8 protein-coding genes are annotated in these 13,091 nt (G+C 68.0%); 2 read left to right on the top strand and 6 right to left on the bottom strand.

Going from position 1 to position 13,091, the window contains the following annotated elements:
- Positions 1-29: 29 nt before the first annotated feature.
- The 6 genes from VFY73_RS21860 to VFY73_RS21835 all read right to left on the bottom strand — a co-directional run bounded on the left by VFY73_RS21860 (position 30) and on the right by VFY73_RS21835 (position 10,609).
- Entirely contained in the window at positions 30-6,443 is a 6,414-nt protein-coding gene (locus VFY73_RS21860) for an Hpt domain-containing protein (protein WP_329722732.1), read from the bottom strand.
- A gap of 116 nt (positions 6,444-6,559) precedes the next feature.
- Positions 6,560-8,923: a methyl-accepting chemotaxis protein gene (locus tag VFY73_RS21855; protein WP_414654509.1), complete on the bottom strand. Its 2,364-nt coding sequence runs from the start codon at positions 8,921-8,923 to the stop codon at positions 6,560-6,562.
- A gap of 61 nt (positions 8,924-8,984) precedes the next feature.
- Complete coding sequence (locus VFY73_RS21850; RefSeq protein ID WP_329722730.1) at positions 8,985-9,512, bottom strand: chemotaxis protein CheW; 528 nt, start codon at positions 9,510-9,512, stop codon at positions 8,985-8,987.
- A 33-nt stretch (positions 9,513-9,545) separates the two neighbouring features.
- Positions 9,546-9,911: a response regulator gene (locus VFY73_RS21845; RefSeq protein WP_329722728.1), complete on the bottom strand. Its 366-nt coding sequence runs from the start codon at positions 9,909-9,911 to the stop codon at positions 9,546-9,548.
- Positions 9,912-9,975: 64 nt separating this feature from the next.
- Positions 9,976-10,383, bottom strand: a complete 408-nt coding sequence (locus tag VFY73_RS21840) for a response regulator (RefSeq protein ID WP_329722963.1) — start codon at positions 10,381-10,383, stop codon at positions 9,976-9,978.
- Between the two features lie 73 nt (positions 10,384-10,456).
- Positions 10,457-10,609, bottom strand: a complete 153-nt coding sequence (locus VFY73_RS21835) for a rubredoxin (RefSeq protein ID WP_329722726.1) — start codon at positions 10,607-10,609, stop codon at positions 10,457-10,459.
- A 188-nt stretch (positions 10,610-10,797) separates the two neighbouring features.
- Between VFY73_RS21835 and thiD the strand changes: the two genes are divergently transcribed.
- Together thiD and hemL are read left to right on the top strand one after the other, a co-directional pair.
- Positions 10,798-11,778: a bifunctional hydroxymethylpyrimidine kinase/phosphomethylpyrimidine kinase gene (thiD, locus tag VFY73_RS21830; RefSeq protein ID WP_329722724.1), complete on the top strand. Its 981-nt coding sequence runs from the start codon at positions 10,798-10,800 to the stop codon at positions 11,776-11,778.
- Positions 11,774-13,078 (top strand): glutamate-1-semialdehyde 2,1-aminomutase, encoded by a 1,305-nt coding sequence (gene hemL, locus VFY73_RS21825; protein ID WP_329722961.1) that lies wholly within the window; start codon positions 11,774-11,776, stop codon positions 13,076-13,078. Before thiD ends, hemL begins: the two co-directional genes overlap by 5 nt.
- Positions 13,079-13,091 lie beyond the last annotated feature (13 nt).

Below are 13,091 nucleotides of genomic sequence, written 5' to 3'. Positions count from 1 at the left end.
TCCTGATCAATGGGGCCGCCGCGGCCCCTTCAAGCCGGCACCGCGGGCTGCGCGTAGGAGCGTACCAGTGCCAGCAAAGCCTCTTCATCGTACGGCTTGCCCAGGTAATGGTCGACCCCCAGTTCCTGCGCGTGTTCCCGATGCTTCTGCGCGATGCGCGACGTAATCATGATCACCGGCAAGTCCTGCAGGCGAGCATCGTTGCGCACGTTGCGCACCAGGTCGAAGCCATCCATCCGCGGCATCTCGATGTCGCTGAGCATCACGGCCGGACGTTCGTCGGCCAGTTGCTCCAGTGCATCGAGGCCGTCGCGCGCCAGCACGACCCGGTAGCCTTCGCGCAGCAGCAGGCGCTGCGTCACGCGGCGCACGGTCAGCGAATCGTCGACCACCATCACCAACGGGGCACGGTTTTCGATGCGGGGGATGGCTCCCTCGACCACCGGCGACACCACAGCCAGCGTCTCCTCGAGCGAAGGCTCGACCAACTGGTCCATCGCTGGCACCGCCGGCTCGGACCGCAGCCAATTCACCAGGCGCTGGCGAGCATCGTCGCCGTAGATCGTGGCCAAAGCCACCGGGTTATAGATCAGCACCGTTTCACCGTTGGCCAGCAGCGACATGCCGGCCAGGCCAGGCAGGCGGCCCAGCTGCGGGCCCAGGTTCTTGACCACCACTTCCTGGTTGCCCAGCACCTGGCTGACGTGCAGCGCCACGCGCTGCTGCGCGCTGCGCGCGATCACCACGTGGGTGGTCTTGCCTTCGGCCGCGCCACGCAGGCCGTGCTGCAGCAAGCTGCCGAGCCAGAAGAACGGCACTTCCTGGTCGCCATGGCGCAGCACACCGCTTTGGTAGGCGGCTTCGACTTCGGCCACCGGTACCCGGCGTACCGTTTCCACCAGAGTGGCCGGCACCGCCATGTGCAGCTCGCCGCAGGCCAGCGCCACCACCTGGGTGACAGCGGTGGTCAGCGGCAGCACCAGCTGGAACGCGGTGCCTCGGCCCGTGGCGCTGGCAGTCTCGATCCGGCCACCCAGCGAGGTGACCTCGGCCCGCACCACGTCCATGCCGACGCCGCGGCCAGCCAGTTCGGTGATCTGGTCGGCGGTCGAGAAGCCGGGCGTGAAGATCAGGCCCGCCAATTCACCTTCGGTGGGCTTGGCATCTTCCTTCAGCAGGCCCAGGCGGCGTGCACGTTCGGCGATGCGGGCCAGGTTCAGGCCGGCGCCGTCGTCACGCACTTCGATGCGCACTTCGTTGCCGGCCTGGTGCAGGCTGACTTCGATGTTGCCGTGTGGGTCCTTGCCCGTGGCTTCGCGGACAGCCGGCGATTCGATGCCGTGCGCCACCGCGTTGCGCAGCAGGTGTTCAAAGGCGGGCGCCATGCGGTCCAGCACACTGCGATCGAGTTCGATCGCACCGCCGACCAGGTTCAGGCGCACCTGCTTGCCCGATTCCTTGGACGCCTGGCGCACCACGCGGTACAGGCGATCCGACAAGGTGTCGAATTCAACCATGCGGGCCCGCAGCAGGTCGTCCTGCAGGTCGCGCGTCAACCGGGCCTGGAAGGCCAACTGGTCTTCCGTGCTCTGCAGCGTCAGCTGGATGCCGCGTTGCACCGTGCCCACGTCACCGACCGACTCGGCCAGCATCCGCGTCAGCTCCTGCACGCGGGTGAAGCGGTCCATTTCCAGCGGGTCGAACGCCTGCTGCGAATGGCGCGCCGCTTCCAGCCGCGAGGCCATCTGGGTTTCGGCCTGGAGTTCCAGGTCGCGCAGTTGGCGGCGCAGACGGTCCAAGTTGTCCGTCAGCTCCTTCAGTGCCCCCTGCAGCTGGCCCATGTCGGACTCGATGCGGGCTCGCGCGATGCCGACCTCACCGGCATGGCTGACCAACCGCTCGAGCAGCGGCGCACGCACGCGCACCACGCCGCCGCCCAATTCGGCACCGGCATGGGCGGCGCCCGCCGCAGTCATGTCGTGCACTGCAAAGCGACTCCAGTCGATCGACGTGGCGGGTGCATGCACCCCGCCCGCCGTGACCGGCTCGGGCTTGGTCGGTGCCGCCTGCGGCGTTTCGACTGTCGGCAAGGACAAGGGCGGCACACCCACCTCGACCGTCGGCAGCGGCGCGGCTTGCGGCGCAGATACCGGAGGCATGGCCACGGCGGGGGCCGGCCTGGCCTTTTCCACCGGTGCGCCACCACCCAGCAGGCGCTGGAATTCTTCGGCCAAGGCGTCGACGCCGCTGTGCAGGTGCGACAGCACCGACGCGTCCGGCGTGCCTTGCGAGGTCACCTGGCCGATGGCGGTTTCCAGGCGGTGGGCGATTTCGCCCAGGCGCATTGCGCCGGCCAGGCGCGAACTGCCCTTGAGCGTGTGCAGCACGCGCATTGCGGCGGTGGCCGAGTCGCTGGCTTGCGGATCCGCTTCCCATTGGCGGACGGCTTGTGCCAGCGCGGGCAGCAGTTCGCGACCTTCGTCGATGAAGATCGGGATCAGTTCCTCGTCGATCGCGTCTTCGGTGTCCAGGTCTTCGCTGAAATCACCCCACAGCCCCTCGCGGGCAACCGAGACCGGCACCGGCTCGTCGACATCGCTCGGTGCCTGTTCGTCGCTCAGCGACGTGAAGCGCACCGCACCGAGCGGCGCCTGCATCGTCACTGGCCCGGCTTCCTCGTCTTCCTCCTCTTCGGCCACGGCTGGCGTCGGGGCGGGCGTCGGTGCAGGCGCCGCGGGGACGGCGGGCGCTTCCGACACGGCCTGCACAGCGGCCGGAGCGGGCATTTCCGGCACGGCCGGCGGCACAGGCTCGACCACTGGCGCCGGCACCGCGACAGGCGCCGCCAGCGGCATCGGCTCCGATGGCACCGGGCCGAAGTTCATCACCGCCGATACCGGCCCATCCAGCGGTGCCAGGCTCGAGCGCCCCGCTGCCAGCGCTTCTTGCGCTTCGCGGGCTTCATGCGCATCCAGACGGGCCAGCAACTCGGTCGCGACCGGCTTCAGGAAGCCGGCTGCGAACTGGTGCAGCAGGCGGCGAATCTCTTCGCCGACATCCGCAAACAACTGCGCTTCTTCCGGTTGGCCCGAGCCACGCGACACCGAGCGCTCCAGGCCGTGCTCCAGTCGGCGGGCCAGGTTCGACAGGTCGCTGTAGCCCACTGCGGCCGAGTTGCCGGCGAGCGAATGGGCCAGCGCCACGGCGGCCTCGCTGACCGGGCGGTCCAGCTCATGCTGCCATTCGGCGATTTCTACGCCCAGGCGGCGCGACTGCTCATCGGCCTCGTTGAGGAAGATATTGAACAGCGCGATCTGGATGCGCAGCGGCCCGACGACCTTGTAGCGATCGGCATCGTCCTCGGACGCCACCTCGGCGGTGGCCGCTTCACCGGTGACGTCGAGCACCGTCTCGGGCAGCGGCTCCACGTCGGCGGGCTCTTCACTGGCCAAGGCTTCGACGGCGACGGGTTCGGCGGCCGGCTCGACCGTTACGGCGGCGACCGGTTCGTCGATCGGCAACTCGAAGTCGAGCTCCAGATCGACCGACTCGAGCGCGTCGGCGGGGGCCTCGCTGGGCATGCCCCGCAGCGACTCACCCAGCAGATCACCGAGCGACATTTCGGCGGTCGAGGCCCATTCGGCACCCGGTTCCCGCACCGGGGCGCGCCGCGCGGCGGGCGCCGGTTCCGGCTCGGCCGGCAGGCGCAGCGTGGCCGGCTCGACTTCGGCGGGCAACGTGGCCTGCGGTGCCGGCTCGCTGATCTCCGGCAACGCCAGGTCGGCATCCGACAACGACTGAACTTCCGGCAATTCGGGCAGATCGAGCGACGGCAGCTCCGGCAGCGTGTCCGCCGTGATGAACGGCGACGCCATCATCGGCTCGGTCATCGGTTCCGCACTCGGCACCAGATCCAGCGACGACAAATCGATCAGGGGTGGCTCGGCTTCGACCGCGGGCGCGGGGACCGGCGCCGCGGCCGGCGCGGGGGCGGCTGCCGGCGCAACGAAGCTCTGGCGCAGGCGTAGCGCCTCGGCCTCTTTGGCCAGCGCGCGGCCATCAGGGATGGTGCCGCGGCCCGACAGCGCATCGACCCACTGCGACAGCAGTGTCAGCGCCCGAGAGCTGAAGTCGCGCAGCGCCGGGTCGGCTTCGACCACGGCTTCGGCCAGACGCGCATTGAACAGCTGCTCGCAGGCCCAGGCGGCTTCGCCATAGTCCTTCAGGCCGACCATGCGCGAGCTGCCCTTCAGGGTGTGGAAAGCGCGGCGCAAGACGGTCAGCGCTTCCAGGTCCTGCGGCTGCTCGGCCAGCTGGGCCAGTGCGGCCTCGCCACCCTCGACGACCTCGCGCGCCTCTTCGAAGAAGATCTCGCGCATGTCGTCGGGCTCTTCGTCCAACGGCATCGGCCGGCTGCGCGGCGACTCGGGCGGCGGCGGCTCTTGCTTGGCAACGAAATCACCCATCGACTGGGCAATGTCGGCACGCGCGGCATCGCGTTCGGCCTCGCTGGCGGCACTGGCGAGCGCGTCGCGCGCCTGGGCGGCGCGCACGGCCAGCTGCGGCGCATCCGCCGCAACGGCCTGGTTCGACAGGTTGTCCAGCGTGCGCGACAGGTCGTCGTCCGACACGCTCTCGGCCGTGGCCGATTCGGCCAGCGACTGGGCCTGTTCGATCAGGCCGGCTTCGGCCACCGGACCGGCTTGCTGATCCACCCGGGTGTGGCCCATGACTGCGGCAAAGCGACCGGTCTCGGGGTTGAACCGGAACAGGGTCTTGGCCAGCTGCGGCTGCACGCCCAGCATGTCGATCATGAACGACAGGCCACCGACGTTGTCGGCCAGGCGGCCGGCCATGTCGTCAGCGCCGTCGTTGGACAGCATCACGGCATCGACATCGTCGCGCATGCGCTGCACGGCATGCGAGGCCTGGTCCAGGCCGAGCACCGACAACACGCCGCGCATCGCAGCCAGTTCACCCGGCACGCTCTTGAGCAGTTCCCTGTCGTCGGGCTGGCGGCTGAAGCGGTCCAGCTGCTGCTCGATTTCGGCCAGCGAAGCGCGCAACTCGGCCACCACGCTGCCCATGGTCTGGCGGTCCGACACCTCGCGGTACAGCGCCTCCATCCACGGTTCCACCGGCGGCTGCTCGCCCCCCGCGGTCACGGTGGCCAGGCGCTGCGCCAGGCGTTGCACGCGCTCCTGCATTTCGGGTCGGTCGAGGTCGATGTCGTCCAGCGACGCATCGACGCACAGCAGCGCGGTCGCGACCTCCATCGCCAGGGCCGGCGACGGGGTGTGGCCCCGTTGCGTGGCGTTCAACAAGGCGTTGGAAAGCTCCTCGCCTTGCGGGTAGATCTGGCGCACCGACTCGGCGACCAGCGCCGCCTGCTCGGGCACCGCAGCGCCCAACGCCGTGTCGCCCGACACCAGGGCTGACCAGGTTTCCTTCAGCGCCGAGACGCGCTTGCGCGCCAGCGGGATGATCGCCGGGTCGAAGCGACCCAGCGGGCTGGCGTCGTAGTTGACCGGCTCGGCATGGCCCAGCGCCATCGCGCGACGTACCTGGGCGAGCCGAGGCGCAACGTTGTCGTTCATCGGCCGCGCCTGGGCGCAGAAAAAGCGCAGGTCGCGCAACAGCCGACCCGGGCCGTCGGTGGCGCCGCGTTCAACGGCGCGCAATTGCGCCAGCAGGCGAGACACCAGCCTCTTCGTGTACAGGTCGGGCTTCAGGGCGCCGACGGCCTGCGCCTCGTAGAACGCCGAGGCCAATTGCCACAGCGTGGCGGTGCGGCCCTGGGCGTTGGACGACAGCCCGCCGAACAGGTCGCTCATGCGATGCAGCGACGCGTTGTCGCCGCTGCGCAGCGCCTTCAGCATCGCCGCCTCGATGGCGGCATGCACTTCCTGGTCGGGTTCCAGCGGCGCGAAGCCGGAGTCCCAGCTGGGCACCGGTTCGCTGCGATCTTCGGCTTCCCACAGGTCCGCCGGGTGGATGCGGTCCACCTTGGCCATCGCCAGCACAGCCTTGTACTGGGGAAACAGAGTCAGCGGCGACAGCGGCTGACCCGCCAGTTCACGGCGCAGAAAGTCCAGCAGCGCGAACGAGGCATGCTCGATCACCTCGATCGCCGCATTGTCCAGTGGCACGGTGCGGTCGACCAAGCGGCTGACCGCCTGCTCACTGGCGTTCAGGCAGCGCGCCGCGGCCGGCAGGCCGATCATCTCAAGGGCGCCGACGCCCTGGTGTATCAGGGTACGGGCCTGCAGCAGCGCCGTCGGCGGGGCATCGGCTTCGGGCTCGGCGCCGGCGCGCTGCTCGAGCTCGCGCAGGTGACGCCGCAACGACTTGTGGGCCTGGTCCAACGTCCGGCGCAGTTCTTCCTGCACCCACGCCAGGGCGCTCAGGTCGCCAGGCAAGGTTTGATCGCGGTCAGAGGGCATGGCGTTCGCGGAATGGGTCGATCGGCAAGCGGCTTCAAATGCCGCAAGGCCGCCCTGGGGCGGCCAAGTGCTCCCTCACGAGGTGAGAGCACAGCGAGGTGGGTGTCGACAACACGTCAAGCGATCTTGAACCGATCCACCGATTGGCGCAGTTCGTCGGCAGTCCGCGACAGTTCATGCACCATGTGCGCGGTCGAGCGGGTACCGTCACCGGCTTGCTCCGTCACCGCAAAGATGTGCTGGATGTTGGCGGCCACCACGTTGGCGGAATCGGCTTCGCGCTTGGCTTCGTCCGAGATCGCTTCAATCAGGGAAGACAGTTCGCGCGTCACGCGGTCGATGTCGACCAGCGCGGTACCGGCCGCATCGGACAGTCGCGCGCCCTGCACCACGCCCTGCGTCGACTGCTCCATGGCGGCCACGGCATCCTGGGTGTCGGTCTGAATGGTCTTCACCAGCGCGGCAATCTGACGCGTCGCGTCAGCCGAGCGTTCGGCCAGGCGCTGCACTTCTTCTGCCACCACCGAGAAACCTCGGCCCGCTTCGCCAGCGGAGGCCGCCTGGATGGCGGCGTTCAGCGCCAGCACGTTGGTCTGTTCGGTAATGTCCGAGATCAGTTCGGTGATTTCGCCGATCTCCTGCGACGATTCGCCCAGCCGCTTGATCCGCTTGGAGGTTTCCTGGATCTGCTCGCGGATCGCGTTCATACCGCCGATCGAATCCTGCACCGCCTGGCGACCGTTCGAGGTCACCGTCAGCGATTGCTTGGCCACCTCGGCCGATTGCTGGGCCTGTGCGGACACCTGGTTGATCCGGGTCGCCATCTGCAGCACCGACTCGCCGGTTTCGCGGATCTCGCGCAGCTGCTCGGTCGACGCGGCCAGCAGCTCGGTCGAGGTCGACTCAACCTGCTGCGTGGTGTGCGTCACCCGCGCCGCCGTACCCTGCACCTGGGCCACCAGGTTGCGCAGCTCTTCCACGGTGTAGTTCACCGAGTCGGCGATCGCGCCGGTGATGTCCTCGGTCACGGTGGCTTGCTGCGTCAAATCGCCTTCAGCCACCGTCTGCAGCTCGTTCATCAACCGCAAAATGGCCGCCTGGTTGGCGTCGTTGACGCGCTTGGCTTCGCGTTCGTGTTCTTCCGCCTGCTGGGCACGCAAGGCCTGGTTGCGCACATACAAGCGCAGCAAGCCGAGGCCGCCCAACGCAATCGCGACGCCCGACAGCAGCAGCACGAGAATGTGAACGCCGCTCAGGCCGCTCTGGCTTTCCAGGCCGGCCTGCACGGCTTCCAGGCCCTTGCGCAGCGGCTCGGAGTCGCCCACGATCGCGGCCTGCGCCTCGCGCGCAGAGACCAGGCCCTGCAGGTTGCCCAGAATGGCGCTGGCCTGCGTGCGGGTCTGTTCGTACTGCTGGATCAACTGCTCCAACCGCTCCTTGGCCTGTGGGTCCTTGGTGCCCGGCAGACGCAGTTCGGCGTTGCCTTTCAACAGGCCATCGGCGATTTCACGGAAGGAGTTCAAGTCCTTGCCGAGCAGGAACACGGCCTCGGGGCTCACGCCTTCGAGCGTCAGGAATTCGTTCGCGCTCTTACCGATACGCTGCGTCAGCATCACCAACTGGCCCACCGCCGACAACTCGGACGCCGAGGCGCCGCTTTGCAGTTTCAGCGAGTTCACCGTCTCGGCGATTTCGAGCAGGTCCGACGACTGGCGGTTGATCAGGCGCAGCGCCTGCCCGACCTGGGTCAGCGTCTTCTGCTGCGCCAGCACCACGCTGCCGTTCTTTTCCGCGCGGTCCAGCAGCGGCATCAGCGGTGCCAGGCTTTCCTGCACCGACTCGGGCGCGGCGGCCACCTGCTCGTTGCCGGTGTTCAGCCCGCGCAGACTGCGGGCGAGCACTTCGCCGCTTTCCTTCATTTCAGGGAAAGCTGCCGGGCTGCCGATCAGCGCCTGCGAGACCGACTTGGCCAAGCGTTGCGACTGCATCAGCGCCTGACCGGTGGCGGCCAGCTGGCTGGCCTGCTTGGCCGCGGCATTCAGCGCCAAACCACCCGTCACGACAAAGGCGAAGGCGCCGCCGACAATGAGGCCGAGCAGCACGCGTTGCTGTTGCGCCAGCGGCTGCTTGCCGATCAGCGGCAAGGCTGCCGGCTCGTCACCCGACGACATCTGCGCTTCGGCCGCGGCCGCCGCAGCGGCACCTGCCGGCGCCACGGCGGCGAGCGCTTCGCCGAGCGCTGTCTGGTGCGCGCCATCGGCGGCATCGCCGATGTCGGTGTCCGGACCAGCATCGGCGTGGGCATGGGTGGAAGGGCCGGCGTCACTGCCGCGTGCCGCGCCACCCGACGGCCCACCCTTGGCCAAGCGCTGATCGATCTCGCTGAGCAGCAAATCAACTTCGTGGTCGCCCGACGGGGCGGCGCCATGCGAATCGGCGGGCTTGCCGGCGGAGCTCTTCAGGGTGTCGTGCTGACTCATTGTTTCCTCTCACAGACCGCGAACGACACGCGGCGTCGACTGTCGGGCAAACCGTGGCGCGTCACGCGGCCACGTCCAGAAACTGGGGGTCCTGCGCCAAGGCCGCCAAGTCCAGCTCCTGCCAGACACGACCTTGCGGATCACGCCAGGACGGGCCTGCGAACCCGGGCCGGGCCTCACTGGCCGGTGCCAGGCGCTCGAGCTGTTCGGAATCGCGCAGGCCCGCCAGGCGATCCACCATGATGGCGGCGTTGACCCGCAACGATGGGTTCAGCATGACCAGCTGCGCGCCCGTGCGCGGAGCGGTCGGCGTCGCCGAGTTGCGCAGATGCAAGAACTGACCCAGGTCGACCACCGCGTTGAGCTGGCCGCGCAGGTTGGCCACGCCGACCATCCAGGGCTTGGCATGCGGCACCGGCGCCACCTGGCGCGCGGCATGGATCTCACCGGCCTGCGCCAGCGGCAGCAGCAGGCCGAGCTGAGCGCACTCGACAGCCAACCAGCCGGATTCGCGGGGGCGTTCGCGGGCGGCCTGGAGCCGGTTGGCCAGCCGCAATTGAAGTTCCCGAAGGGCGTCCTTGCTGGGCATCGTAAAAGTGCTGCGGGTGGGTGTGGGCGGGCGTCAGCCCAGGGCTTGGATCTTGGCCAGCAGGTCGTTCGCGTCGACTGGCTTGACGACGTAGTCGCTCGCGCCTTGGCGCAGGCCCCAGACGCGGTCGGTTTCCTGGTTCTTGCTGGTGCACATGATCACCGGCACGCCGGCGAAACGCGGGTCACGGGTGATGGCACGGGTCAGCTGGAAGCCATTGGTGCCGGGCATCACCACGTCCATCAGGATCAGGTCGGGCTTGGCCTCGGCCAGGCGGCGCATGGCCTCTTCGCCGTTTTCGGCGGTGCGCACCGTATAGCCCTTTTGCGTCAGGATGTCCGACAGCAGGTGCAACTCGGTCTTGGAGTCGTCAACGAGGAGGATGTTCTGGATCGGCATGGTAGGTAACTCCGACAAGCCCCGGGCTCACGGGACCCGGGTGGTGCAGTGCCCGATGCGCGGCTCAAGCGGCGATCGAGCGGAAATGCGCGACCACGCGCAGCAGTTGTTCCTTGGTGAAAGGCTTGGTGAGGTAATCGTCCGAACCGACCATGCGTCCGCGCGCCTTGTCGAACACACCGTCCTTCGACGACAGCATGACCACCGGCACGTTGGCGAAACGGGGGTTGCGCTTGATGATGGCGCAAGTCTGGTAGCCGTCCAAGCGCGGCATCAGGATGTCGCAGAAGATCAGCGTCGGCTCATGGTCGTTGACCTTGGCCAGCGCATCGAAGCCGTCTTCGGCCAGCACGACCTCGTAGCCACCCTGGCGCAGAAAGATCTCCGCGCTGCGGCGGATCGTGTTGCTGTCGTCTATGACCAGAACCCTGGTCGCCGACGCGGGGTGTTCCGTAGTTTTATCGGTCACCATTCGCCCCCAAACGATGATTGTTGTGCACGCCTGATTGGCGGCGGGAAATTCAAGGCTGCGATGACGGCGAGTGTCAGATCTGAACCATTTCGAAATCTTCCTTGCGTGCACCGCATTCCGGGCAGGTCCAATTCATTGAGACATCTTCCCAACGCGTACCCGGCGCAATGCCATGCTCGGCGTCCCCGGCGGCCTCGTCGTAAATCCATCCGCAGATGAGGCACATCCAGGTTCTGTATTCACTCACTTTGTCGTTGCCAGATCACTACAATCGCTTTTGATTGTAGCCACCGACCCCTGGCAAAAGCCAAGGGTTTATCGGCACATACGCCACAAAGCTCACCCTTTTCTGAACTTCTCGCCACAAGTGCGCACAACACGTGTCGCAATACTCGGCGAGCAGGCTCCTGACCGATGACCACCACACCCCAAAGCGACCTGGACACCGGCCCTGCCGAGCCCGAACAAGAAGCCCCCGCACCCGCTTGCGTGATGAGCTTCAACGCGAGCGACCCCAGCGGCGCCGGCGGCCTGGGCGGCGACGTGGCCACCATCGCCGCGATGGGCGCCCACGCCCTGCCGGTGGTGACCAGCATCCTGATGCGCGACACCGCCGAAATCTTCGACCAGCACGTGATCGACGGCGATGCGATCGTCGAACAAGCCCGTTACGTATTGGAAGACGTGACCCTTGCCGGCTTCAAGGTCGGATTTCTCGGCTCGGCCGAAAACGTGTCGGCAGTGGCGGAGATCCTGTCCGACTACGCCGAGGCGCCGCTGGTGTCGTACCTGCCGGCGCTGGCCTGGCTGTCGGACGACGAGTCGCAAAGCTATCTCGATGCGTTCCGCGAGCTGATCCTGCCGGCCACCGAAGTGCTGGTCGGCAACCACAAGACCCTGACGGACTTTCTGCTTCCCGAATGGGACTCCGACCGCCCGGCCTCGCCGCGCGAGTTGGCCGTGGCCGCCGCCGAGCACGGCACCCGTTACGTACTGGTGACCGGCGTGATGCTTCCGGCCAAGGGCGCCGCGAGCCAGTTCATCGACAACGTGCTGGCCTCGGCCCAGGGCGCACTGACCGGCGAGAAATTCGAGCTGTTCGAGGTCAGCTTCGTTGGCGCCGGCGACACCTTGTCCGCCGCGCTGGCTTCGCTGCTGGCCGTCGGCGGTGAATTGCAGGCAGCCGTGGGCGAATCGCTGCAATTCCTCGACCAGAGCCTGGACGCAGGCTTCCGCCCTGGGATGGGCAACATCATCCCGGACCGCTTCTTCTGGGCCATGCCGCCTGAAGACGCCGAAAACCCCGAAGCGGCCGAAGAAGGCACCGGCGTCGAAGACGACCTGTCCCCCAGCGAGCCCACCACGCCGCCCGGAGGTTCGCGCCGTGTCCATTGATTCCCCGGTGTCCCGCAACGCCGTCCTCTTCGAACGCGCCCAGGCCAGCATTCCCGGCGGCGTCAACTCACCGGTGCGCGCCTTCCGTGCGGTCGGCGGCACGCCACGCTTCATCGCCCGGGCCGAAGGCGCCTACATGTGGGACGCCGAAGGCCAGAAATACATCGACTACATAGGCTCTTGGGGCCCGATGATCCTCGGCCACGGCCACCCAGCCGTGCTGGACACGGTGCTGAAGGCCGCGCGCGACGGCTTCAGCTTCGGCGCGCCGACCGAGCGCGAAATCGAGCTGGCCGAAGAGATCATTCGCCACGTGCCGAGCATCGAGCAGGTGCGCCTGGTCAGTTCGGGCACCGAGGCCGCGATGAGCGCGATCCGGCTGGCGCGCGGCGCGACCGGGCGCTCCAAGCTGATCAAGTTCGAAGGCTGCTACCACGGCCACGCCGACGCACTGCTGGTCAAGGCCGGCTCGGGCCTGGCCACTTTCGGCCACCCGACCAGCGCCGGCGTGCCGCCCGAGGTGGTGCAGCACACCCTCGTGCTGCGCTACAACGACATCGAGCAGCTCGAAGCCGCGTTCGCCACCCATGGCGCCGAGCTGGCCTGCGTGATGATCGAGCCGATCGCCGGCAACATGAACTTCGTGCGCGCCAGCGTGCCGTTCGTCAAGCGCATGCGCGAGCTGTGTGACCAGCACGGCGCATTGTTGGTGTTCGACGAGGTGATGACCGGCTTCCGCGTCGCGCTCGGCAGCGCACAAAGCCTCTACGCACGCGCCCTGCCCGGCTTCAAGCCCGACATCAGCGTATTCGGCAAGGTCATCGGCGGCGGCATGCCGCTGGCGGCCTTCGGCAGCACGCGCAAGATCATGCAGCAGTTGGCGCCGCTGGGGCCGGTCTACCAGGCCGGCACGCTGTCGGGCAACCCGGTCGCCACCGCCTGCGGCCTGGCCACGCTGCGCGAGATCGCCAAGCCCGGTTTCTACGAAGCGCTGGCCGCGTCGACCCGCACGCTGGTGCAAGGCCTGCAAACCGCCGCCGACGACGCCGGCGTGCCGTTCGCGTCCGATTGTGAAGGCGGCATGTTCGGCTTCTTCTTTGGCGCCGCACTGCCGCAGAACTACGACGCGGTGATGGCCACCGACAAGGAGCGCTTCAACCGCTTCTTCCATGCGATGCTGGACCGCGGCGTCTACCTCGCGCCGGCCCTGTACGAGGCCGGCTTCGTCAGCGCCGCCCACTCGGCTGAGGACATCGCCGCCACCGTGCAAGCGGCGCGTGACGCACTGCGCGCCGCCTGAACCCTCTTGACCG

The organism is Ideonella sp. (assembly GCF_036277275.1).
In the GTDB taxonomy this organism is placed as follows: Bacteria; Pseudomonadota; Gammaproteobacteria; order Burkholderiales; family Burkholderiaceae_C; genus Ideonella.
This window is presented reverse-complemented; position numbering and strand designations above follow the sequence as displayed.